This window comes from Streptomyces sp. NPDC001750, assembly GCF_042892615.1.
GTDB lineage: Bacteria > Actinomycetota > Actinomycetes > Streptomycetales > Streptomycetaceae > Streptomyces.
Genome location: NZ_JBIAUE010000001.1, coordinates 690,637 through 713,488 on the forward strand (window position 1 = coordinate 690,637; position 22,852 = coordinate 713,488).

General features: G+C 72.7%; 18 protein-coding genes and 1 pseudogene. 10 read left to right on the forward strand and 9 right to left on the reverse strand.

What is annotated here, in order from left to right:
* Positions 1-56: 56 nt before the first annotated feature.
* Positions 57-626, reverse strand: coding sequence for a TetR family transcriptional regulator (locus ACFYY6_RS03090; protein WP_351519570.1), 570 nt, complete (start codon positions 624-626; stop codon positions 57-59).
* 121 nt (positions 627-747) lie between these two features.
* On the opposite strand from ACFYY6_RS03090, the gene ACFYY6_RS03095 reads away from it, so the two are divergent.
* Positions 748-1,986: a M24 family metallopeptidase gene (locus ACFYY6_RS03095; RefSeq protein WP_386608341.1), complete on the forward strand. Its 1,239-nt coding sequence runs from the start codon at positions 748-750 to the stop codon at positions 1,984-1,986.
* Positions 1,987-2,113: 127 nt separating this feature from the next.
* Here the strand turns inward: ACFYY6_RS03095 and ACFYY6_RS03100 are convergent, their stop codons facing one another.
* Positions 2,114-3,133, reverse strand: coding sequence for an EamA family transporter (locus ACFYY6_RS03100; protein ID WP_351519598.1), 1,020 nt, complete (start codon positions 3,131-3,133; stop codon positions 2,114-2,116).
* A 265-nt stretch (positions 3,134-3,398) separates the two neighbouring features.
* On the opposite strand from ACFYY6_RS03100, the gene ACFYY6_RS03105 reads away from it, so the two are divergent.
* Complete coding sequence (locus tag ACFYY6_RS03105) at positions 3,399-4,343, forward strand: LysR family transcriptional regulator (RefSeq protein WP_389191387.1); 945 nt, start codon at positions 3,399-3,401, stop codon at positions 4,341-4,343.
* A gap of 64 nt (positions 4,344-4,407) precedes the next feature.
* Here ACFYY6_RS03105 and ACFYY6_RS03110 read toward each other — a convergent pair whose 3' ends face one another.
* The 3 genes from ACFYY6_RS03110 to ACFYY6_RS03120 all read right to left on the reverse strand — a co-directional run bounded on the left by ACFYY6_RS03110 (position 4,408) and on the right by ACFYY6_RS03120 (position 11,144).
* The gene (locus ACFYY6_RS03110; RefSeq protein WP_351519564.1) at positions 4,408-6,849 is read right to left on the reverse strand and encodes a SpoIIE family protein phosphatase; all 2,442 of its coding nucleotides are present in this window, start codon (positions 6,847-6,849) and stop codon (positions 4,408-4,410) included.
* 358 nt (positions 6,850-7,207) lie between these two features.
* Positions 7,208-8,143 carry a MarR family transcriptional regulator gene (locus ACFYY6_RS03115; protein WP_389191390.1) on the reverse strand — a complete coding sequence of 312 codons (936 nt, stop codon included), beginning with the start codon at positions 8,141-8,143 and terminating at the stop codon, positions 7,208-7,210.
* Positions 8,144-8,402: 259 nt separating this feature from the next.
* Positions 8,403-11,144, reverse strand: a complete 2,742-nt coding sequence (locus tag ACFYY6_RS03120; protein ID WP_389191479.1) for an FAD-binding and (Fe-S)-binding domain-containing protein — start codon at positions 11,142-11,144, stop codon at positions 8,403-8,405.
* Between the two features lie 741 nt (positions 11,145-11,885).
* On the opposite strand from ACFYY6_RS03120, the gene ACFYY6_RS03125 reads away from it, so the two are divergent.
* The 8 genes and pseudogenes from ACFYY6_RS03125 (at position 11,886) to ACFYY6_RS03160 (ending at position 19,566) form a co-directional block, all read left to right on the forward strand.
* Positions 11,886-13,490, forward strand: a complete 1,605-nt coding sequence (locus tag ACFYY6_RS03125) for a sensor histidine kinase (protein WP_388650618.1) — start codon at positions 11,886-11,888, stop codon at positions 13,488-13,490.
* Positions 13,487-13,963 carry a roadblock/LC7 domain-containing protein gene (locus ACFYY6_RS03130; protein ID WP_351519560.1) on the forward strand — a complete coding sequence of 159 codons (477 nt, stop codon included), beginning with the start codon at positions 13,487-13,489 and terminating at the stop codon, positions 13,961-13,963. Before ACFYY6_RS03125 ends, ACFYY6_RS03130 begins: the two co-directional genes overlap by 4 nt.
* Positions 13,960-14,322 (forward strand): DUF742 domain-containing protein, encoded by a 363-nt coding sequence (locus ACFYY6_RS03135; protein ID WP_351519558.1) that lies wholly within the window; start codon positions 13,960-13,962, stop codon positions 14,320-14,322. The genes ACFYY6_RS03130 and ACFYY6_RS03135 overlap by 4 nt, the downstream gene beginning before the upstream one ends.
* Positions 14,303-14,968, forward strand: coding sequence for an ATP/GTP-binding protein (locus ACFYY6_RS03140; RefSeq protein ID WP_351519556.1), 666 nt, complete (start codon positions 14,303-14,305; stop codon positions 14,966-14,968). Before ACFYY6_RS03135 ends, ACFYY6_RS03140 begins: the two co-directional genes overlap by 20 nt.
* Positions 14,965-16,317, forward strand: coding sequence for a cytochrome P450 (locus ACFYY6_RS03145; protein WP_388650620.1), 1,353 nt, complete (start codon positions 14,965-14,967; stop codon positions 16,315-16,317). Before ACFYY6_RS03140 ends, ACFYY6_RS03145 begins: the two co-directional genes overlap by 4 nt.
* Complete coding sequence (locus tag ACFYY6_RS03150; protein ID WP_351519552.1) at positions 16,314-17,522, forward strand: cytochrome P450; 1,209 nt, start codon at positions 16,314-16,316, stop codon at positions 17,520-17,522. The genes ACFYY6_RS03145 and ACFYY6_RS03150 overlap by 4 nt, the downstream gene beginning before the upstream one ends.
* A gap of 140 nt (positions 17,523-17,662) precedes the next feature.
* Complete coding sequence (gene serC, locus ACFYY6_RS03155) at positions 17,663-18,781, forward strand: phosphoserine transaminase (protein ID WP_389191393.1); 1,119 nt, start codon at positions 17,663-17,665, stop codon at positions 18,779-18,781.
* A 172-nt stretch (positions 18,782-18,953) separates the two neighbouring features.
* Positions 18,954-19,566: pseudogene (locus ACFYY6_RS03160) on the forward strand (Uma2 family endonuclease).
* Between the two features lie 32 nt (positions 19,567-19,598).
* Here ACFYY6_RS03160 and ACFYY6_RS03165 read toward each other — a convergent pair.
* The 4 genes from ACFYY6_RS03165 to ACFYY6_RS03180 form a co-directional block, all read right to left on the reverse strand.
* Positions 19,599-20,000 carry a DUF4259 domain-containing protein gene (locus ACFYY6_RS03165; RefSeq protein ID WP_389191396.1) on the reverse strand — a complete coding sequence of 134 codons (402 nt, stop codon included), beginning with the start codon at positions 19,998-20,000 and terminating at the stop codon, positions 19,599-19,601.
* Positions 20,001-20,108: 108 nt separating this feature from the next.
* Positions 20,109-20,660: a GNAT family N-acetyltransferase gene (locus tag ACFYY6_RS03170; RefSeq protein WP_351626926.1), complete on the reverse strand. Its 552-nt coding sequence runs from the start codon at positions 20,658-20,660 to the stop codon at positions 20,109-20,111.
* Between the two features lie 104 nt (positions 20,661-20,764).
* Positions 20,765-21,592, reverse strand: coding sequence for an ABC transporter permease (locus ACFYY6_RS03175; RefSeq protein WP_351626924.1), 828 nt, complete (start codon positions 21,590-21,592; stop codon positions 20,765-20,767).
* Positions 21,589-22,704, reverse strand: a complete 1,116-nt coding sequence (locus tag ACFYY6_RS03180; RefSeq protein ID WP_389191399.1) for an ATP-binding cassette domain-containing protein — start codon at positions 22,702-22,704, stop codon at positions 21,589-21,591. Before ACFYY6_RS03180 ends, ACFYY6_RS03175 begins: the two co-directional genes overlap by 4 nt.
* Between the last annotated feature and the right edge of the window lie 148 nt (positions 22,705-22,852).

Sequence of the window (22,852 nt, forward strand, 5' to 3'; positions counted from 1 at the left end):
TGATCCCGCTCCCGGGGCCCGACGACCCGCCGGGGGCCCTGTGACCAGCGGCGTCGTCAGCGGCGCATCGGGCGGGTGAGGTGATGCTGGACGCTGTCGCCGATCGCCGCGGCGAACTCCTCGTAGTCCATGGAGGCGAGGGGCTCCAGGCGCAGGATGTAGCGGGCCATGAACGCCCCGAGCCCCTGACTGTGCACGAGGGCGGCCCGCTCCTCGATGTCGGGGTCGTCGGGGAGGGCGGCCCTGAGCGCGGGGACGACCTGCCGGTCGAGGTACTTCTGAATGATCTGCGCCGCTTCCTCGTGCGTGGGCGCGGCCCGGTGCACCGCGGCGATACCGGGATTGGCCCCGCTCTCCCAGGGATCCAGCGCGGCCCTGGCGAACCGCATGCCCAACTCCTCGCGCGGGGCGCTGCCGAGATCCAGGTGGGCGAAGCCCGGCTCCAGCGTGAGAGCGAACAGTTCGCCCTTGCTCCCGTAGTAGCGGATCACCATGGCGGCGGTGACGCCCGCGTCGGCGGCGATGGACCGGATCGTCGCCCTGTCGTAGCCGTCGACGGCGAAGCGCTCCCGCGCCGCCCGCAGAATGGCCGCCCTCGTGGCGGCAGACCGTTCACCGAACCCCATGCCACGACCATATCAACCATCGTTTGCAAACACCCGTTGACAATCGTGGGAGAGGATGCATACGGTCGTTTGCAAACAGCCGTTTGCAAGAACGTCCACCGCTTCGACCGGAGGATCCGCCATGGATGCCACCCTGTCCCTGACCGAGCGCGACCGCCGCTGGCGGCTCGCCCGCGACCTGATGCGCGACGAGGGGCTCGACGCGCTGCTGGTGTACGGGGAGCACGAGATGGTGCAGCCCGCACCGCACGCGCACGACGCGTACTTCACCAACGACCGGCCCGGCACGATCGTGGTCTTCGCCCGGGACGCCGATCCCGTCGTCCTGGTCGGAACCCCCATGACCATCGGCGACCACATCGAGGCCCGCAGGCGCGGCGACGAGGTGTGGATCGCCCCGCAGAACATGCGCGTCGCCCGCCATCCGCAGGGGGTGCTCGCGGTGCTGCGCGAGCACGGGCTGGAGCGCGCGGCCATCGGTGTGATCGGCATGGACCCCGTGCCGCCGTGGCACTTCGTGCCGATCATGCCCCACGCCCTGATGGACGTCCTGACCGGCGAGCTCCCGCACGCCTCGTTCCGGGGCGTGTACCGGCCGTTCCTGCTCCGGGCGGCCCAGCAGTCGGCCGAGGAACTCGCCGTGCTCGCCCACGCGGCGCGGACCGGGGACGCCATGGCGGCGGCGATGCGCGAGGCCGCCGGTCCCGGTGTGCCGGAGAACGAGGTCTACGCCGCCGGAATGGCCGAGGCGTTCCGGCGCGGCTCGATCGCCCCTCCGATGATCTTCCAGGCGGGGAAGGGGACCGTCTCCTGGGGCCAGCCCGCCTGGGCCTACCGTCCGCAGCGGCCGCACGTCCTGGAGGACGGTGATGTCGTCCTCGCCGAGGTGTTCGCGTACGCGGGCATGAAGGAGACCCAGCACCAGGTCGCGATCGCCGTCGGGGACGTCCACCCGGACGCCCTGCGCGCGGAGCGGATCGCCCGTGACGCGTACGAGGCGGGGCTGGCGGCGCTGCGGCCGGGCAACGACTTCGGGGACCTGGTCCGCGCGATGTCCGCCCCGCTGGAGGAGGCCGGGGCCTGGAACGTCCACCCGCTCGTCCACCTCATCAACCCCTACGGGCCGGTCTGCGGCTGGGGCGCCGGGCTGCGCGCACAGGAGTACGCCCAGGACTACGGGCTCCTCGCGGAGATCCCCACGGTCGGCACGGAGATGCCTCTCCTGCCCGGGATGAGCTTCTCCTTCGAACCCAACTGCGTCGTCGGCCGGCACACCGTCAACCTCGGCGGCACCGTCGTCGTCGGCGAGAGCAGCCCGGTGGAACTGAGCCCCGCGACCGCGCGCCTGCTCCCCGCCTGAACCGGTCCGCCGTACGTCCCCGGCCGTCCCGTGGGCCCGCCCCGGCACCCGGTTCAGCCCGTGCCCCGTCCGGGTGCCGGGGCACGGGTACGGACGGGGCAGCTGTCAGGCGCGGCCGGGCGGCACGTCAGGCGCGGTCGAGGCGCGGCTTCCCGGCGCCCCGGGCCTGGCTTCGGACAGCGCCCATGCTCGCGCCGATGACGAGGGCGATGGCCAGGGCGTCCGTCGGGGCCAGGGCCTGGCCGAGGACGAGGAAGCCGGCCGTGGCCGCTATGGCCGGTTCCAGGCTCATGAGGATCGCGAAGGTGGGGGCGGGCAGGCGGCGCAGCGCCATGAGTTCGAGGGTGTACGGCAGCACGGAACTCAGCAGCGCGACCACCGCGCCCAGTCCCAGCGTGGACGGAACCAGAAGCTTCGAGCCGGACTCCAGGACGCCGAGGGGCAGGGTGAGGAGGGCGGCGACCGCCATGGACAGGGCCAGGCCGTCCGCCTGCGGGAAGCGTCGGCCGGTGCGGGCGCTGAAGACGATGTACGTGGCCCACATGGCACCGGCGCCCAGCGCGTACGCGGCGCCCACCGGGTCGAGACGGTCGAAGCCCCCGCCGCTCAGCAGCACGACACCGCCCAGCGCGAGCCCCGCCCACACCACGTTGACCAGGCGGCGCGACGCGATCACCGAGAGGGCGAGCGGGCCCAGCACCTCCAGGGTCACGGCCGCACCCAGCGGGATGCGGTCGGCCGCCTGGTAGAAGAGCGTGTTCATGCCGGCCATGGCCACGCCGAAGGCCAGGACGGTGCCCCAGTCGCCGCGGGAGTAACCGCGCAGCCTCGGGCGGCAGACGATCAGCATCGCGAGCGCGGCGACGCCCAGCCGCAGGGTGACCACCCCGAGCGCCCCGGCCCGGGGCATCAGCAGGACCGCCACCGAGGCGCCGAACTGGACGGAGAGGCCGCCCGCGACGACCAGGGCGATCGGGGCGAGCGCCGCCGCCCGGCCCGGAGCTCGGCCAAAACCCGGCGCACCGACGGAATCGCGTGCGCGGACGGAACCCGGTGCACTGTCGGCCATGGCCACCGCCCCCGGTACGGCGACGGCCGCCCCCCGTTCCGTCGCCGCCGCCTCTGCCGCCGCGCTCCGGTCGTTCACGTCCACCTGCGCTGTTCCTCCCGAGTCCGAGTCCGATGCCCGGACGCTCGATGTCCGGATGCTGGACGTCCGGACGCTCGGTGTTCCGATGTCGATGCCCGGATGCTCAGCGTCCAAATGCCCTTGAGTCCGTCGCCATCAGTGCATTCCGCTGAACCGCCCGATCGAACGTACTGCACCGGACCGAGCGGTTCCTCCCTCTTACGGTAGGTACCTCCGCGTGCCATGTGAAATGCGGGTTGGACTCCGGTTATGCTCCGCGCGCATGAGCCTTGGACCCAGCGATGACCCCCGCACCGGGGCCCCTCCGGACCGCAGGCGGGACCGCGGCATCGAGATCCGTCATCTGCGCGCCTTCCTCGCCGTCGCCGACGAGGGCAACGTCACGCGCGCCGCCGCCCGGCTGCGCCTCACCCAGCCCGCGGTCTCACGGACGCTCGCCGCCCTGGAACGGCGCCTCGGCGTCCGGCTCGTCGACCGGTCCACCCACCATCTGGTCCTCACCCCCGAGGGCGTCGCCTTCCGGGACCGGGCCGTCGCCGCGGTCGCCGCGTTCGACGAGGCACTCGGCCCCGGCGGGCCGCGCCTGAGGCCGCTGCGGGTCGGGCACGCCTGGTCCGCGTTCGGCCCATACACCACACCGCTGCTCCGGCGCTGGCAGGAGCGGTATCCGTCGACCCCGCTCGAACTGCTGCGGATCGACGACCGCACCGCCGGGCTCACCCGGGGCGAGGTCGACGCCGCGCTGCTGCGCGGACCGGTGGTGGCGCCCGGGCTCGTCACCGAGGTGCTGTTCGAGGAGCGCCGGGTGGCCGCCGTGGCGGCGGACGGCCCGCTCGCCGCCCGCGCCGTGCTCCGCCTCGCCGATCTCGCGGACGGCACCGTCGTCCTCAACCCCGTCTCCGGCACCACCGGTCTCGACCTGTGGCCGCCGGACGCCCGCCCCGCCGCGACCCTCACCGTCGCCAACACCGACGACTGGCTGACCGCCATCGCGGCGGGACGGGGCGTCGGGGTCTCCGCCGCCTCCACCGCCGAGATGCACCCGCACTCCGGCGTCGCCTACCGTCCGCTCGTCGACGCCCCGGCCCTCCCCGTCCTCCTCGCCCGGCGCGACGCCCCCGGCCACCCCTCGCTGCCGGACCTCCTCGCCCTCGCCCACGAGATCGTGCGCGGGGATGCCCGCCGCCGCGACCCCCGTGTCCGATGACCGAGAACGCCCTCACCGATGAGTACGGCCTGGCCCGACCGACCGTCCGCCGGGAGACCGGTGATCAGACCGACGGCCCTGCGGCCATTGCTCGGACGTTCTGTTCGGCCCAGATGGTCTTGCCGTGCGGGGTGGGGCGAGTACCCCAGTGTCCGGTGAGTTGGGCGACCAGGAGGAGGCCGCGGCCGTTCTCGTCGAGGACGCGGGCACGGCGCATGTGGGGGGCGGTGCTGCTGGTGTCGGAGACTTCGCAGATGAGGGTGTGGTCGTGGAACAGCAGCCTCAGCTGGATGGGAGGGCTTCCGTAGCGGATGGCGTTGGTGACGAGTTCGCTGACCACCAGCTCGGTGGTGAAGACGGCCTCGTCCAGTCCCCAGGCGGCCAGCTGGTCCGCGGCGTGCTGCCGGGCCGAGGCGACGGCGGAGGGCTCGGCGGGGATGTCCCAGCCGGCGACCTGGCCCGGTCCCAGGGCACGGGTACGGGCGAGGAGCAGGGCGATGTCGTCGTCGGACTGGGGCGGCAGCAGCGCGTCGAGCACGGTGTCGCAGACCTCGTCCAGCGAAGGAGCCGTCCGGGAGACGGCCGCACGCAGGGTGTCGATCCGTTCGTCGATGTCGTGGTTGCGGGACTCGACGAGGCCGTCGGTGTAGAAGGCGAGGAGGCTGCCTTCGGGCAGTTCGACCTCGGCGGTCTCGAACGGCAGGCTGCCCAGGCCCAGTGGCGGGCCGATGGGCATCTCAAGGAGTTCCGCTGTGCCGCCCGGCGGTACGACGACGGGCATGGGGTGGCCGGCGGCGGACAGGGTGCACCGGCGCGAGACCGGATCGTAGACCGCGTACATGCAGGTGGCGCCGACATCCCCGACGGTTTCGGCTTCGTCGTCCGAGCCCAGCCGGACGACGAGGTCGTCGAGGTGGGTGAGCAGTTCGTCGGGCGGCAGATCGATGTCGGCCAGGGTCCGCACCGCGGTACGCAGCCGGCCCATGGTCACGGACGCATGGAGACCGTGGCCCACGACGTCTCCGACGACCAGGGCCACCCGGGCACCGGAGAGCGGGATCACGTCGAACCAATCTCCGCCCACTCCGACCGAGCCCCCGGCAGGCAGGTAACGGAAGGCGACATCGACAGCCACGTGCTCGGGGAGCTCGCGCGGCAGCAGGCTGCGTTGCAGAGTGACGGAGGTCGTGCGCTCCCGGGTGAAACGGCGCGCGTTGTCGATACAGACGGCCGCCCTCGTCGTGATCTCCTCGGCCAGCAGTATGTCGTCCTGCTCGAAGGGCTCCGGGTGCTGGTGGCGGCTGAAGAATGCCACACCGAGCGTGATGCCGCGGGCACGAATCGGCGCGACCATCACCGAGTGCACCCCCTGTTCGCGCATCATCGCCGCCCACGCGGGGTCATGGGCGGCCCACCGGGCCATGAGCGGGTCGGTCGTGTCGTACGCGGAGGGACGGCCCGTGGAAAGGCACTGGACCGGAGGTGAGAAATCCGGGTAGGTGACCATGTACTCCCTCCGTGCCGGGGCTTCGACGGCCCCGGCGCACTGCACGGCGGTGCGGCGCATGCTGACAGGGCCGGTCAGCGGGCCCGGGCGCGGCTCCTCGCCGCCGTGGAGGAACGAGAGCAGGTCGACCGTCGCGCAGTCCGCGAGCCGGGGAACGGCCACGTCGGCCAGCTCCTGGGCGGTGCGGGCCACGTCCAGGGTCCTGCCGATGCGGGTGCCGGCCTCATTGATCAACAGCAGCCGCTGCCGGGCCCAGTACCGCTTGGTCATGTCATGCGCGGTGAAACACACCCCGTTCATCCGATGGGAACTGTCCACCACCGGGGCGACGCAGATCGACCAGGCGTGCTCACGGCTCTCTCCTGGTACGCGCAGATAGTTTTCCAGATAGACCCGTCGGCCGGTCTCCAGCACACGGCGCATGGCCCTCTCGTTCTTCTCCGCGTCCGGGTGCGGAACGATCTCCGACAGGCGCAGCCCGCGCATCTCGTCGTCCGTCATGGCGACCGCACGCTCCATCTCCGCGTTCGCACGCACCGACCGCAAGTCGGTGTCGTAGATCGCCAGAATGTACGGGGACTGGGCGAACGCCCGCTCCAACAGCACGTGCTCCCCGAGGGTGCACGCCTCGCGCGCCGGGGCGCAGACCACGAACCACTCGACAGCCCCGCCGTCCGTCATTCCGCGGTGCGCGAGCAGTCCCACCTCGACGCGGCCACCGTCGTGGTGCCGCAGTGTCACCCTTCCGTTCCAGCCGGAGCCGTCTGCGTTCCGGCCGGGCCCGTCGGCTCCGCACCGCTGAACCGCACCGCTGACGTCCTCCGCCAGCAGCCCCGCCGCAGGTCGCCCCACGACCTCGTCGGACCCGTAACCGAGCAGAAGCCGAGCATCCTCGCTCCACCCCGTCACGATGCCGCGATCATCGACCGTGGCCGTAGCGGTGAAGACGCCGCCGAGGTCGTCGGGCCTATCGCCGGGGGTGGCGGAGGGACGAATCATCGAGGCTCATCCCCTCTCGACGAGACCGCGGCACGGGAGAGCGACCAGTTGCCGAGCACCTCTCCGCTCCGGACCCGGCAGCTCGAAGCCCGTGCTCGCCCGTTGTCGTCTCCGCCGAGTGAGGTCGGCCGAGGGCCGGGCGGACGCGCCACACGGAACCAGCATATTGCTCCGACGGCCGGTCCGAAGGGTCAGCAGGGTGCGATCGAAGTCGGCAGGGTGCGTTCAAAGGAGGTGCCAGGCCGCAAGGGGGGTGTCCCTATCTGTTTCGTCAACCCCGGCGGGGGTGGTTTACGGGGGTTGGGCATGGCTTTCGGGAACGGCCCGCGAAGCAGGACGTTCCCGGTGGATCGGGTCGTCAGGCAGCCGGGTCGGGGTCGGGTTGGCGGCAGGGGGTGCACAGGCCGTCGCGGAACGCTTCGGGCCTTCCGGGGACGCCGCATTCGGTGCACTCGACCATCAGACGGCGCGCGGGAGTTCCCGGCGCTGCCGGGCCGGTGGTGGTGGGCAGGCGGGGCGGGAGTTTGTCGTGGAGGCGGCGGCGGACGAGGCCGAAGGGCGAGCCGACGGACGTGGGAAGCGCGGCGGTCAGGGCGTGTGTCAGGTAGTCGGCGTCCACACCACGTGCGAACCACTCGGCCGCCAGCTGTTCCAGTGCCGCGCAGTCCGCTGACGAGAGGGCCAGGCGGGCGTCGGTACGGCCGAGACGGGCCAGGGCGAGGAAGGCGGGCGAGGGCTGCCGGTCCATGGGCGCCCCTGACCCCGGCTGCGAATCCGGTTGTGGCTCTGCGGTGCGCTGTTGCGGTACCGACGGGGCAGGCGGCTGCTCCGGTACGGCGGGTGCGGTGGCCGCTCCTGATGCGCAGCGGCGTTCCTCCGCCGCGAGGTAGATGTTCCACCACTCGTTGTCGTGGGCGGTCCTCGACCAGTAGGTGCGGGTGACCCAGCGGACCCGGCCGTTGTCGTCGACGTTCTCGCACCGGACGTGGCGCAGGTGACCGGCCACGCTCAGCACCCGTAACGCGCTGCCGACGGCCATCTGTCCGTACGCCGGCAGGGTCCTGGCCAGCGACTTGATGTCCATCGCCCCGCCCTCGGGCAGCGCGTCGACGTAACCCGCGATGTGCCGCTCGCGTTCGGGCAGCAGCGCGAAGTCGTCCGCGTGGGGCGGGCGTTGTTCCGGAACGGATCGCTTGCCGTAACCGGTCCTGGCGTTCGGGTGAGGGTGCGAGTGGGGGCGCGGGGGTGCGGGCGTGCGCAGGGCACGAGCGACTTCGCGCCGCAAGTTGGTCACGATTGGTCATACTTGCTGGCCGTTACGGGTTGGGGAGGGCGGGGAGGTTTTACCAACCTCCCTTTCCAACCAACCGGTTGAACAACATCGCTCGAACCTCGAAGCTCGCGTCCCGGCTCTCGGAGCCCGAAGCTCAAGTCCCGGGTCCGCCCCTCTCTCCGTGCCCACGAAAGAGTGAACAGCCCCACCCCGAGGCTCGAAGCTCGGGGCTCGAAGCTCGGGGCTCGGGGCTCGGGCTCAGGGGTCACCCGACGGGCCTTCAGGAAGCACCCGGTTCCGGCCCCAGCCCCTCCGCCAGCACCTCCGCCATGTGGCGTGCCCGTACCCCGCCGCCCAGGTGCGCCAGTTGCGTGCGGCAGGAGAAGCCGTCCGCCAGGATCACCGTGCCGGGCCCGGCCTCCCGTACCGAGGGGAGCAGTTGCTCCTCCGCGCACGCCACCGACACCTCCCAGTGGCCTCGCTCGAAGCCGAAGTTCCCCGCGAGACCGCAGCAGCCGCCGCTCAACTCGCCGATCAGCCCGGCCCGTTCGCGCAGGCGGTGGTCCGCCTCGTCGCCCAGGACCGCGTGCTGGTGGCAGTGGGTCTGACCGGCGACCGGGCGGTCCAGGCGGGGTGGCTGCCAGTGCGGGGCGCACTCCTCCAGGTACTGGGCCAACGTCCTCACGGACGAAGCCAGTTCGGTGGCCCGCGGGTCGTCGGGGAGGAGTTCGGGCAGGTCGGTGCGGAGGGTGGCGGCGCAGCTCGGTTCGAGGACCACGATCGGGTCGCCCAGGACCGGGGTGACCCGGTCCAGCGTCCGGCGCATCACCGCACGCGCCCGGTCGAGCTGGCCGGTGGAGACATAGGTGAGGCCGCAGCACAGCCCGCGACCGGGCGTCAACGCGGTGCGCCCCGCCGACTCCAGGACGCGGACGGCCGCCCGGCCCACCTCGGGCGCGAAGTGTTCGGTGAACGTGTCCGGCCACAGGAGGGCCACCCGGTCGCTGGAGAGGATCACCGTCCCCCTGCCCGGGCGTCGCCGCAGCCACCGGCTGAACGTCTCGCGTGCCGGCACCGGGATGTCGCGCTCCGGAGCGATCCCGGCGACCCGCTTGGCCAGGGCGGCCAGCGGACGCACCCGGGCCAGGGCGTTCAGCGCGCCCGCGAACGGGGCCGCCAGGCGCAGCCACTGCGGCAGCCGGCCCATCGCGTAGTGCGCGGCCGGGCGCGGGCGACCCCGGTAGTGGTGGTGCAGGAACTCCGCCTTGTACGTGGCCATGTCGACGCCCACCGGGCAGTCGGTGCGGCAGCCCTTGCAGGCGAGGCAGAGGTCGAGCGCGTCGCGCACTTCCGTCGACCGCCAGCCGTCCGTGATCACCTCGCCCGCGAGCATCTCGTGCAGCAGCCGGGCCCGGCCCCGGGTGGAGTGGGCCTCCTCGCCGGTCACCCGGAACGACGGGCACATCACGGCCGTGCCCGCGGGCACGGCCGTACGGCACTTGGCGACGCCCACGCACCGGCGTACCGCCGCCGTGAAGTCGCCGCCGTCGTGCGGGTAGCCGAACGCGACGTCCACCGGGCGTCGCGGCAGCACGTCGAAGCGGAGGTTCTCGTCGAGCCGGGCGGGGCGGGCGAGAATGCCCGGGTTCATGCCGCCGTCCGGGTCCCAGATGTCCTTGAACCGGGTGAAGAGGTCGACCAGTTGGTCCCCGTACATGCGCGGGAGGAGTTCGGCGCGGGCCATGCCGTCGCCGTGTTCGCCGCTCAGCGAGCCGCCGTGCGCGACGACCAGGTCGGCGAGGTCGGTGGAGAAGCGGCGGTATCGGGCCACACCCTCGGGGGTCAGCAGGTCGAAGTCGATCCGCACGTGGACGCAGCCCTCGCCGAAGTGGCCGTACGGGGCGCCGCGCAGTCCGTGCTCGGCGAGCAGGGCGCGGAACGCGCGCAGGTACGGGCCGAGCCGGGCGGGCGGCACGGCGCAGTCCTCCCAGCCGGGCCATGCCTCGGTGCCGTCGGGCATGCGGGTGGCGGTGCCGGCGGCGTCCTCGCGGACGCGCCACAGGGCCCGTTGCCCGGCCGGGTCGGTGACCACCATGCCGTCCAGCGGGTCGGCGGACCGCAGGATCCGTTCGGCGTGGGCGCGGGCCTCGGCCGGGGTGGCGCCGCCGGTCTCGACGAAAAGCCAGGCGCCGCCGCGCGGGAGCCCGGCCGACGTCCGCACGAGGTCGGCGGCCCCCCGTACGAGATCGGCGGCCATGCCCTCCACGGTCAGCGGCCCGTACGGGAGGAGGCCGGGGGCGGCCTCGGCGGCCGCGGACTCGTCGGCGTAGCCGAGGACGGCGAGCGCGCGGGCCGCCGGTGCCTCGACGAGTCGTACGGTCGCCTCCGTCACCACGCCGAGCGTGCCCTCGCTGCCGCAGAACGCGCGGGCGAGGTCGGTGTCGCGTTCGGGCAGCAGCGCGTCCAGGGCGTAGCCGGAGATCCGGCGCGGGAGTTCGGGGAATCCGGTGCGCAGGAGCGCCAGGTTGGTGTCGATGAAGGCACGGAGCCCGTCGGGGAGTTCGGCGTCCCGGCCGCGGCCCGCCCGGAGGGTGGAGCCGCCGTAGCGGGCCGCGGTCAGGGTGTCCACGTTGTCGGCGGTGGTGCCCCAGGCGACCGAGTGCGCCCCGCAGGCATTGTTGCCGATCATGCCGCCGAGCGTGCAGCGGCCGTGCGTGGACGGGTCGGGGCCGAAGGTCAGGCCGTACGGGGCGGCCGCCGCGCGCAGCTCGTCCAGGACCACGCCCGGCTGGACGACCGCCGTACGGGAACCGGGGTCCAGCGCGACGATCCGCCGCATGTGGCGGGTGAGGTCGAGCACGACCCCGGTGCCGGTGGCCTGTCCGGCGATGGACGTCCCGCCGCCGCGCGGCACCACGGGCACCCGGTGCTCGCGGCAGACGGCCAGCGCGGCGGTCACGTCGTCGGCGTCGCGCGGGGCGACGACACCGAGCGGTACGCGGCGGTGGTTGGAGGCGTCCATCGTCGTCAGCGCCCGCGCGGTGGGGGTGAAGTCGACCTCTCCGCGGACCGCGGCGCGCAGGGCCCGGGCGAGCGCGTCGCGTTCCGCCGGTCGCAGGCCGTGACCCACCGGCTTCGCTTCGCGTCCCGTCGGTCGTGCGTCGTGATCCGTGCGCTTCGTTTCGCGATCCGCCGGGTCGGCGTCGTTCCCTGTCGGTCGTGCGTCGCGTCCCGTCGGTTCCTGGTGTGCGGCCATCGGCCCAGGATGCCGTCGGCGGGGCGCCCGCGCGCCCGGACCGCGCACGTTTCCCGCGAATGCCTCAACGCGACGGAACAAGCCGAAACAAGCCGGAGCAAGCCGAAACAAGCCATAACAAGCCAGAACGAGCAGGAACGGGCCAGAGCGAGCCGGAAGGAGACGAAATATGCCTGAAATGCTCCTGAACGCGCTGGAAACACGCCCGAACGCCCCCGAACGCAGCGGATTCACAGTCTGTCGCGCCTCCGACGCACAGCCGGACACGTCGCCCCATACGTAAACAGAGAAGGCCACAAGGCCTTCCCAAAGAGAGCGTCAATTCTCATATAGTGACCACGACTTATCTGGGAATAGTCAACTCCAGTTGTCGCCTGCCCCGAAGCCGCCCCGAACCGTCCCGATAAGCCCTGTTCGCCCCAAACACTCCGCCCGACCGGTCCGCCGGCCCGATCGTTCCGTCGGACCGCCCGGCCCGCCCGCCCCCGTCCGCCCCAAGGACTCCACTTGAGCGCCTCATCCCGGCCGACCGCACTGGCCCTGCTGATATCACTGGCCGTCACCGGTTCCCTGTGCCTGTGGGCGGTCGTCGCCGCCCCCGACTCGGTGCGGACTCCCCTGGCCTGGGGCGCGGGTGCCGCCGCCGTACTGCTGTCCACCGCCGTGGCCGCCACGGTCCACGCCCGTGCCGGCGCGAACCGGCTGCGGGCGCGTCTCGCGTCGGAGACCCAGCGGTTCACCGGCGAGATCAGCAGGCTGGTGTCCGCCTCGGCCGCCGAGGGCCAGCGGTTCACGGCCGAGACCGCCCGGATCAGGGCCGCCGCCGACGCCGAGTGCGCGCGGATCGCCGCGCAGGCCACCGCCGAGGCCGGACGGCTGGCTGCCGAGGTGGAACGGCTCGCCGCCCGCGCGTCCCGCAGCGAGAGCGAGCGTTCCGCCGCGATCGCCGCCTGCGCCAACGCCGCGGGCCGGATGCAGGCCCTGGCCACCAGCATGCTCGCCGACCTGCGCGAGATGGAGCACCGGCACTCCGCCGAGGACGTGCTCGGCGACCTGCTCCACCTGGACCACCGCACCGCCCAGGCGGGCCGCCTCGCCGACTCCATCGCCGTGCTGACCGGCGCCCGTTCCGGACGGCGCTGGGCCAAGCCGATCGTGATGGAGTCCATCCTGCGCGGCGCCATGGGCCGGATCAGCGGATACCAGCGGGTACGCCTCCACTCGACGAGCGATGTCGCGGTCTCCGGTCACGCCGCCGAGGGCGTCATGCACGCGCTCGCCGAACTCATCGACAACGCCGCCAACTTCTCGCCGCCCACGGCCGAGGTCCATGTGTACGTCGAGGAGGTTCCGGCCGGCATCGTCGTGACCGTCGAGGACAGCGGCCTGGTCATGAGCGATGTGCAGCTGCGCCGCGCCGAGCGCGCGGTGTCCGCCACCGACCAGGACCTGACGGGGCTCTCCGGCACCCGGCTCGGCCTCGCCGTCGTGGGCCGGCTGGCCCGCAAGCACGGTCTGACCGTTTCGTTCCGGCCGTCCGCGCGCGGCGGCACGGGCGCGCTGATGATGCTCCCGCAGGAGATCCTCACCCGGATCGCCGCCCCGGCCGCCGCCCCCGTCGCGTCCCAGGCCCCCGTCCAGGCCCCGGCCCGGACCGTCGCCCCCGCACCGGCCCCGGCCCCGGCCCCGGCCCCGGCCGCCGAACCGGAGCCCACGCACGCCCCGGCCGCCCCGGCCGGCCCCGACGACTTCCCCCGCCCGCGGACGACGGCGGCCCCCGCGCCCGCGGCCCCCGCCGTCGCCCCTGGCCCGGCCGCCGCCCCGGCGCCCGCCACGCCCGCGGCCTCCGCCGCGTCCGATACCACCGGCGGCCTCCCCCGGTTCGGCGAGAGCGGGCTCCCCCGGCGCCCCCGCGGCCGTACCCTCGCCGCCGCCGAGGCCCGCATCGCCGAGGCCCGCAGCCGCGCCGACGACGCCGGAGGCACCGACGCCACCGGCGAGACCACCCGGCCCCGTGCCGCCGACCCCAAGGAACAGGCAGCCCGCTTCAGCAGCTTCCGCCAGGCTGTCCGGCCCAACACCCCGCACCCGGAAGAAGGCAACACCCGATGACCGCGACCACCGACGAGAAGCTCAACTGGCTGCTGGAGGGGCTCCTGGAGCGCACCCCCGGCGCCCGCCACGCCCTCGTCCTGTCCAGGGACGGCCTCAAGCTGTGCCGTACCCCCGAGCTGACCGTCGACCAGGCCGACCAGCTGGCCGCGATCTCGGCCGGCATCCAGAGCCTCTCGCAGGGCGCGTCCGTCGAGTTCGGCGACGGCACCGGCGGTGTACGGTCCGCGATGACCGAGTTCTACGGCGGTGTGTTGTTCATCGTCGAGGCCGGGGCGGGCGCCCACCTCGCGGTCATCGCCTCCGACCAGGCGGACGTCGGCCTCGTCGGGCACAACATGAGCGAACTCGTCGAACAGCTCGGCGAGCATCTCAGCGCCCCGCCACGCTCCTCCGTCGCCAACACGGGCTCCGCCACCGGGACTCCCGGAGCGACGGGATCCACCTCCGTCGACGCGACCGCGACCGTATGAGCCGCCCCCGCCCCGGCCGGGACGACGCACCCGACCGGCTGTACACCCTCACCGGGGGCCGCAGCCGGTCCGACTCGGACATGTTCGACCTGGTGACCCTGGTGGTCTCCGAGTGCGAACCGACCCCCGGCATGCAGTCGGAGCACGCCACGATCCTGCGGATGTGCGCCCTGCCCACCGCCGTCGTCGAGATCGCTGCGGTCCTCGGACTGCCCGTCAGCATCGTCCGCATCCTGCTGTCCGATCTGCTGGCCACCGGCCGGATCAGCGCCCGCCACCCACGTACCGCCCGGGTCGCGGACCGGCTCCCCGACCCCGACATCCTGGAACAGGTGCTCGTTGGACTCCGCAACCTCTGACCGTGCCGCCCTGCGGGCGACCGCCGACAACGGACTGAAGATCGCCATCGTCGGCGGCTTCGGGGTGGGCAAGACCACCATGGTCCGCTCCGTCAGCGAGATCCGTCCGCTGAACACGGAAGAGACCATGACCAGCGCGGGCGAGGCCGTCGACCACCTCGACGGCGTCCACTCGAAGACGGCCACCACCGTGGCCTTCGACTTCGGCCGGATCACCCTGGACGAACGCTCCGTGCTGTACCTCTTCGGCGCCCCCGGTCAGGAACGCTTCTGGTTCCTGTGGGACAGGCTGTTCTCGGGCACGCTCGGCGCCGTCGTCCTCGTCGACACCCGCCGGCTCGCCGACTCCTGGTACGCGATCGACCGCCTGGAGCACCACGGCGCGCCGTTCATCGTCGCCTGCAACGACTTCGGCGGACCGCTCCACACCGAGCAGCAGATACGGGAGGCACTCGCCCTCTCCGACGACGTGCCCCTGGTGGAGTGCGACGCCCGCGACCGTTCGTCCAGCAAGTACGTACTGATCACGCTGGTCGAACACCTGCACACGCTGTCGCGGCGCCGCCTCGCCGCCGAGTCCTCCGCCGACCCGTCCGCCCTCCCTCCGGCGGGCGCGCCGGAGATGACCCCGGAGCCCACGTCGTGACCCAGCCCCCGGCGCCGTCCTCCGGCTGCCCCTTCTCCCAGGGCCGCGTACCGCTGTCCGGCCCCCGGTTCCAGACCGAACCGACCCGGCTGTACCGGGAGATGCGCCGCGACCACGGGTCGGTGGCGCCCGTCGTCCTCGACGGGGACGTCCCCGCCTGGCTGGTGCTCGGCTACCGCGAACTGCACCAGGTCACCGGCGACCCGGTGCTGTTCAGCCGCGACTCCGACCTGTGGAACCAGTGGGACCGCATCCCCGACGACTGGCCGCTGCTGCCGATGATCGGCCGCAAGCAGCCGTCGATCCTCTACACCGTCGGCCCCCGCCACACCCAGCGCGCCGCGATGATCAGCGACGCGCTGGAGGGGGTCGACCCGTTCTCGCTGAAGCGGTACGCGGAGGAGTTCGCCGACGGCCTCGTCGACCGGTTCTGCTCCACCGGCGGCACCGACATCATCGCCGACTACGCGATGCTGCTCCCGGCGCTCGTCCTGGCGAAGATCTACGGCTTCGCCGACACCATCGGCGCCGCGCTCGTCGGCTCGCTCAACGACATGATCGACGGCCGGGAACGGGCCCTGGCCGGGCAGCAGCACCTCGCCACGTCCATGTTCCAGCTGCTGGCGGACAAGCACGCCGCGCCCGGCGACGACGTAGCGACCCGGATGCTGGCCGACCCGGGCGGCTTCACCGACGAGGAGGTCGCCCAGGACCTCATGGTGATGATGGCCGCGGGACACCAGCCCACCGCCGACTGGATCGGCAACTCGCTGCGGCTGATGCTCACCGACGACCGCTTCGCCGCCTCCCTCTCGGGCGGCCGGCACAGCGTCGCCGAGGCCATGAACGAGGTGCTCTGGGAGGACACCCCGACCCAGAACGTAGCGGGCCGCTGGGCCTCGCGCGACACCCACCTCGGCGGACGCCACATCCAGGCCGGCGACATGCTGCTGCTGGGCATCGCCGCCGCCAACTACGACCCGCAGGTACGCACCGACGGCTCCGCGCTGACCGGTGGCAACAACGCGTTCCTCTCCTTCGGCCACGGCGAGCACCGCTGCCCGTTCCCGGCCCAGGAGACCGCCGAGGTCATCGCCCGCACCGGCATCGAGGTGCTGCTGGACCGGCTCCCCGACATCGACCTCGCCGTCCCGGCCGAACAGCTCACCCGCCGTCCGTCCCCCTGGCTGCGCGGCCTCACCGCCCTGCCCGTGACGTTCACGCCCACGCCCGCCATCGGTTCCCCGACCGGCACCGCCCTGGCGGCCGCCATCGGCCCCTTCACCGCATCAACCACCGGATCAGCCCCAGGATCAGCCACTGAAGCCGCCATCGGAGGCGCGAGATGACCCGGATCGTGCTCGACCCCTTCGTCACCGACCTCGACGGCGAGTCCGCCCGGCTGCGGGCCGCCGGTCCGCTCGCCGATGTGGAACTGCCGGGCGGGGTGCCCTGCTTCGCCGTCACCCACCACGCCGAGGCCCGGGAACTGCTCACCGACGGCCGCCTCGTGAAGGACATCAATGTCTGGAACGCCTGGCAGCGCGGCGAGATACCCCTGGACTGGCCGCTGATCGGCCTCGCCAACCCGGGCCGCTCCATGCTCACCGTCGACGGCGCGGACCACCGCCGGCTGCGCACCCTGGTCGCCCAGGCCCTGACCGTCAAGCGGGTGGAACGGCTGCGCCCCGGCATTGAGGCACTGACCGCGGCGAGCCTGGACCGGCTGGCCGCCCTGGCCGAGGACGGGCCGGTCGACCTGAAGGCGGAGTTCGCCTACCCGCTGCCGATGAACGTGATCAGCGAGCTCATGGGCGTCGACAGCGCCGACCACCCGCGGCTGAAGGGGCTGTTCGAGAAGTTCTTCTCGACGCAGACCCCGCCCGAGGAGGTCCCGCAGATGATGGCGGACCTCGGCGCGCTCTTCACGAAGATCGTCGACGGCAAGCGGGAGAACCCCGGCGACGACCTCACCAGCGCCCTGATCGCCGCGTCCGAGGACGGCGACCAGCTCACCGGCGAGGAGATCGTCAACACCCTCCAACTGATCATCGCGGCCGGTCACGAGACCACGATCAGCCTGATCGTCAACGCGGTCGTCGCGCTCCAGACCCACCCCGAGCAGCGCGCGCGGGTGCTGAAGGGCGAGGTGCCGTGGGAGAACGTGATCGAGGAGACGCTGCGCTGGTCCACGCCCACGTCCCACGTCCTGTTCCGGTTCGCCACCGAGGACGTCGAGGTGGGCGACCGGATCCTGCCGAAGGGCGAGGCGCTGATCGTCTCCTTCGGTGCGCTCGGCCGCGACGAGGGACAGCACGGACCGACGGCCGCTGACTTCGACATCACCCGCTCCCCCAACCGCCACATCGCGTTCGGCCACGGCCCGCACGTCTGCCCGGGCGCGGCGCTCTCCCGGCTGGAGGCGGGGGTGGCACTGCCCGCGCTGTACGAGAGGTTCCCGGACCTGGAGCTGGCCGTCCCCGCGTCCGAACTGCGCAACAAGCCGATCGTCACCCAGAACGACCTGTACGAGCTGCCGGTGCGCCTGGCCTGACGCGCCCGGTGCGCGGACCCCTGCACAGGTGCGCGGCCCAAGCGCAGGGGTCCGCGCACCGGGGTCCACGCACCGGAGCGGGTGTCTCATCCGACGGACATGGTCCTCGGAGCCTGCCATGAGGTACTACGCTCCGGTTCGTGGCCGATATCCAGATTCCCGCTGACATCAAGCCCGCCGACGGACGCTTCGGCGCCGGTCCTTCCAAGGTGCGGACGGAGGCGCTCGACGCCCTGGCCGCCACGGGTACGTCCCTGCTCGGTACGTCCCACCGCCAGGCCCCGGTGAAGAACCTGGTCGGCTCGGTCCGTCAGGGCGTGCGCGACCTCTTCTCGCTCCCCGAGGGCTACGAGGTGATCCTCGGCAACGGCGGCTCCACCGCCTTCTGGGACATCGCGACGCACGGTCTGATCGAGAACAAGTCCCAGCACCTGACCTTCGGCGAGTTCTCCTCGAAGTTCGCGAAGGCCGCCAAGCTCGCCCCGTGGCTGGCCGACCCGTCCGTGGTCGCCTCCGACCCGGGCACCCACCCGGAGCCGCGGGCCGAGGAGGGCGTGGACGTGTACGCGTTCACGCACAACGAGACCTCGACCGGTGTCGCCGCGCCGATCGAGCGCGTCGCGGGCGCCGACGAGGGCGCCCTGGTCCTGGTGGACGCCACCTCCGGCGCGGGCGGCCTGCCCATCGACATCACCGAGTCGGACGTCTACTACTTCGCCCCGCAGAAGTCCTTCGCCTCCGACGGCGGCCTGTGGATCGGCGTGTTCTCCCCGGCGGCCCTGGAGCGCGCCGCGCGCGTCCACGCGTCGGGCCGGCACATCCCGGAGTTCTTCAGCCTGCCCACGGCGATCGACAACTCCCTGAAGAACCAGACGTACAACACCCCGGCCCTGGCCACCCTCTTCCTCCTGAACGAGCAGCTGAACTGGCTGAACGGGCAGGGCGGCCTGGACTTCGCGGTCCGCCGCACGGCCGCCTCGTCCCGGCACCTGTACGGCTGGGCCGAGGAGTCCAAGTACGCGACGCCGTTCGTCTCCGACCCGGCCAAGCGCTCGCAGGTCATCGGCACGATCGACTTCTCGGACGAGATCGACGCCGCGGCCGTCGCCAAGGCACTGCGCGCCAACGGGATCGTCGACACCGAGCCGTACCGCAAGCTGGGCCGCAACCAGCTGCGCGTGGCGATGTTCCCGGCGATCGACCCGGCGGACGTCCAGGCGCTGACGGCCTGCATCGACTACGTGATCGAGAAGCTGTGACGGGCACGCGTACGCGCTCGTAGTCCCTCGACCGGCAAAGGTCCCCGCGCATCCGGCGTGCGCGGGGACCTTTGCCGTTCACCCGGCCGGATGGCGGGTCGCTTTCCGGGCCTGGGCGGCCGGGCCGTCCTACGATGACGGGCCTCGACATCATCCCTTCAGGAGGCCCGCAATGTCTGCAGCAGCAGTCGAGCACCCCTGTGACGGTGAACCCGAGCCCCTGCTCGACACGGCCAACAGCCTCATGGAGCAGCACCCGGGTTACCGTGTCGAGATCATCGGAGGCGTCATCACCGTGGCTCCGTCCCCGGACGGACCGCACGCCCGAGTGCTGACCAAAGTCATGCGCCCCTTCATCGCCAGCCGGTATCGATGACGGCGAGACCGAGGTCCTCCAGGGCATCGGCCTGTGGCTCCCCAGCGGCCCCGCGGACTACGCCATCCCCGACCTGGCCGTCGTCGACGCCGATTTCGACGAGCACATGGTCGAGAACAACTGCTACGACCCGGCCGTTTTCCGTCTCGTGCTGGAGGTCACCTCCAGCAACTACAACAACGACCTGCGCAACAAGGTCGCCGCGTACGCCGAGGCCAAGGTCCCGGTGTACGTGATCATCGACCGCAAGCACGGCCGGGTGCACGCCCTCACCGAGCCCATGGGGGGCGGGTACGACAGCCACCAGGTGTACGCCCCCGGGCAGTCCGCCCCGCTCCCGGATTCGATCGGTGCCCCGGTGGCCCTCGACGTGGACGACCTCATCCGGGCCGGCCGCGCCCGCGCCTGAACTCGGCCGCGCCCGGTCCCCGTCGGGCGCGCTCAGGCGCTCGCCGCGACCAGCACCTCCCGGAGCCGGGCGATGCCCGCCGTCCACGTCTCGTCGCCCTCCCAGAGCTCGCGCATCTCCGAGTTCTCGCCGAGCACCGTGTCGAGCGCCTTCACCGCGAGCGGGCGCAGGTCCGCCGGAAGCTCGGGCAGCGGCTTGTCGGGGCCGTACGCGGTGGTCACCGGCTCCCCTCCCGGGCACTGCGCACCGACCAGCGCCGCCGCCGCGACCGCTTCCGCCGCCTCGTCGCTGTCCAGGAAGTCCGTCGCGGCGGCGGCGATTTCCAGGGCCTTGCGGATCAGCGCCGGCCGTTCGGCCTCGCGGGCGTCGTCCAGACGCCCCGAGAAGTCCGCTGCGGAGTCGTTGCCGAAGTGACCGGAGTCCCAGGTGCCCATGGTGGTGTCCCCTCAATGCGAAACAGTGTCGGCTCAGTGCGAGACGAGGTGGGCCGGTGCGCCCCACCGGCGAGCGCCATCCTCACACCCGCCACTGACAACGGCCCTTCAGTGGGCTTCCCCGCCGGGCTCCCGGTTCCGGTCCGGGCTCCGTTCCCAGCGCCGTTCGCCGTCGTGCCACTCCGCGGTCGGCGCCAGCCCCGCCGCCGCGGCCACGGCGGCGGAGGCGGCGTGGTCCGGGTGGATGTGGGCGACGACGGTGCGCACGTCCTCCTCCGCCGCCGCCCGCGTCAGATGGGACACCAGCCCGACCGCGGCCTCCTTCGCGTACCCACGCCCCTGCCACGGCGTCCCGACCACCCAGGCGATCTCCGCCTCCGCGTCCCGGACGCGCACCGTTGCCTGCACGTATCCGGCCGACCGGTCCTCGTCCCGAACCCGCAGCACCCAGTTCCACCACCGCACCCCGGGGTCGGGCGAACCGGCGGTCTGCCGTTCGTAGCGGGCCCGCAGACCGTCGGCGGACTCCGGGGCGCCTCCGGTGTACGCGTACAGGGCCGGGTCGTCCAGCACCGCCGCCATCTCGTCCGCGTACGCGACCCGCAGCGGCAGGGCGTCGAGGCGTTCGGTGGAGAAGGGCGCGGGTTCCTGGTTCGTCATGGCGCCGGACCCTACCCGGGCCGGCCGACCCGTGCCCGGCGGGCCCCGGGGCGTCGACGCCCCCACCGACCACCCGCGATCCAGCGGCACCGCGGCTCGGCGGCTCAGCGGCTCAGTCGCTGGAAGCGCTGAACCGCCAGGGGCAGGAACACCGCGGTCAGCACCAGCGGCCACGCCACCGCCATCAGCAGGGCGTGTTCCTCGACCCAGGTGCCGCCGCTCGCCACCGGGTTGCCGAAGAGTTCGCGCGTCGCCGTGACCGTGGACGAGATCGGGTTCCAGGCGGCGACGGCGCCCAGCCAGCCCGGCATCAGGGACGGCGCGACCAGCGCACTGGAGATCATCGTGACCGGGAACGCGATCGCGTACAGCCCACCCGCCGACTCCGGGTCCGGGACCAGCAGCCCGAGCCAGACGCCGACCCAGATCAGGCTGAACCTGAGCAGCAGGAGCAGTCCGAACGCGCCCACGGCCGAGGCCGGTCCGTCGCCCGCGCGCCAGCCGATCGCCAGCGCGGTCGCCACGAGGATCGCCAGTTCGGCGGCGGCGACCAGCAGATCGGCGAGACCGCGTCCGGCACAGACCGCGGACGGCGCCATCGGCATGGACCGGAACCGGTCCACCACCCCCTTCCCGACGTCCGTCACCATGGCCACGGCGGTGTTCATGAAGCCCAGGGCCATGGTCGTGGCGAACATGCCCGGCATCAGGAACTCCCGGTAGTCGCCCCCGCCGGGAACCTTCATGGCGCTGCCGAAGACGTACCCGTACAGCAGCACGGAGAGGATCGGGAAGCCCAACTGCCAGACGATGGCGAGTGGTTGGCGCCGGTAGTGGGTGAGAGAGCGCCGGGCCACGTTCCAGCTGTCGGCCAGCGCCCAGTGGAGCCGGCCACGCGCGGGTCCCCACGCCCGCGGTTCGACGGCGGTCACGCCGCCACCTCCTCTTCCCCCGTGGTGCCGGTCCGGCGTCCGGGCCGCGGGCCGTTGGACCCCGGGCTCTCGGACACCGGGCCTTCGGACGCCGGACGTTCGGACGCCGGACGTTCGGACGCCGGACGTTCGGACGCCGGGCTTCCGGTCAGGGCGAGGAACACGTCGTCGAGGGTCGGACGACGCAGCCCGATGTCCTCCACCGCGATACCCGCGTCCTGGAGGGCCCTCACGACTTCGGTGAGCGCGGCGACCCGGTCGAGGACCCCGGTGTGCACCCGGCGGTCCGCTTCGTCGAGGACGACGGGGCCGGCACCGGCGGCCCGTCCCACGATCCCGGCGACCGCGGGCAGATCCGCCGCGTCACCCGCGACGACCTCGATCCGGTCACCGCCCACCCGGTTCTTCAGCCCGTCCGGGGTGTCGTCGGCGACGGCCCGGCCCCGGTCGATGACGGTGATGCGCGAGGCGAGCCGGTCGGCCTCCTCCAGATACTGCGTGGTGAGCAGCACCGTCGTACCGTTGGCCACCAACGCCCGTACGCTGTCCCAGACTTCACCTCTCCCCCGCGGATCGAGCCCCGTCGTCGGCTCGTCCAGGAACAGCACCTGGGGGGCGAGGATCATCGAGGCCGCGAGATCGAGGCGGCGCCGCATCCCGCCGCTGTATCCCCCGACCCCCTGGTCCGCGGCCCCGCCCAGGTCGAACCGGTCCAGCAGTTCCGCGGCGCGCCGCCGGGCCCGGTCGGCGCCCAGATGGAAGAGACGCCCGAACATCTCCAGGTTCTGCCGGCCGGTCAGGATCTCGTCGACGGCGGCGTACTGCCCGGCGAGCCCGATCCTCGCGCGGACTCGGCGGGGTTCGCGCGCCACGTCCAGTCCGGCGACCTCGGCACGTCCGCCGTCGAACCGCAGCAGCGTCGACAGCACGCGCACGGCGGTGGTCTTGCCCGCCCCGTTCGGCCCGAGCAGCCCGTGCACCGCGCCGCGTCCCACCGTCAGGTCGAAGCCGTCGAGCGCCCTCGCCTCCTCCTCGCCGCGCCCGCCTCCGCGCTGCCGCCGGTACCGCTTGGTGACCCCCTCGGCACGTACGGCATATCCGCTCGCACCCATGACACAACCCCCTTCGTCCGCTGAACCGCGCGACCGCATCGAGCAGCCGCGCACCCGGCGCCCCCGGAGAGGCACCGCCATTAGCTGCGTACGCTGTACCCGGATGAGAGTACATCGTACGCAGTTTCTGTCCAGCGGCTTACGCTGG

Bases quoted from the DNA above. Each gene is read 5' to 3' on its own strand.
- ACFYY6_RS03120 (WP_389191479.1), bottom strand. From the start codon at position 11,144: ATGGACGCCTCCAACCACCGCCGCGTACCGCTCGGTGTCGTCGCCCCG.
- ACFYY6_RS03090 (WP_351519570.1), bottom strand. From the start codon at position 626: ATGGGGTTCGGTGAACGGTCTGCCGCCACGAGGGCGGCCATTCTGCGG.
- ACFYY6_RS03105 (WP_389191387.1), top strand. From the start codon at position 3,399: ATGAGCCTTGGACCCAGCGATGACCCCCGCACCGGGGCCCCTCCGGAC.
- ACFYY6_RS03150 (WP_351519552.1), top strand. From the start codon at position 16,314: ATGACCCGGATCGTGCTCGACCCCTTCGTCACCGACCTCGACGGCGAG.
- ACFYY6_RS03180 (WP_389191399.1), bottom strand. From the start codon at position 22,704: ATGGGTGCGAGCGGATATGCCGTACGTGCCGAGGGGGTCACCAAGCGG.
- ACFYY6_RS03110 (WP_351519564.1), bottom strand. From the start codon at position 6,849: ATGATTCGTCCCTCCGCCACCCCCGGCGATAGGCCCGACGACCTCGGC.
- ACFYY6_RS03165 (WP_389191396.1), bottom strand. From the start codon at position 20,000: ATGGGCACCTGGGACTCCGGTCACTTCGGCAACGACTCCGCAGCGGAC.
- ACFYY6_RS03170 (WP_351626926.1), bottom strand. From the start codon at position 20,660: ATGACGAACCAGGAACCCGCGCCCTTCTCCACCGAACGCCTCGACGCC.
- ACFYY6_RS03135 (WP_351519558.1), top strand. From the start codon at position 13,960: ATGAGCCGCCCCCGCCCCGGCCGGGACGACGCACCCGACCGGCTGTAC.
- ACFYY6_RS03130 (WP_351519560.1), top strand. From the start codon at position 13,487: ATGACCGCGACCACCGACGAGAAGCTCAACTGGCTGCTGGAGGGGCTC.
- ACFYY6_RS03095 (WP_386608341.1), top strand. From the start codon at position 748: ATGGATGCCACCCTGTCCCTGACCGAGCGCGACCGCCGCTGGCGGCTC.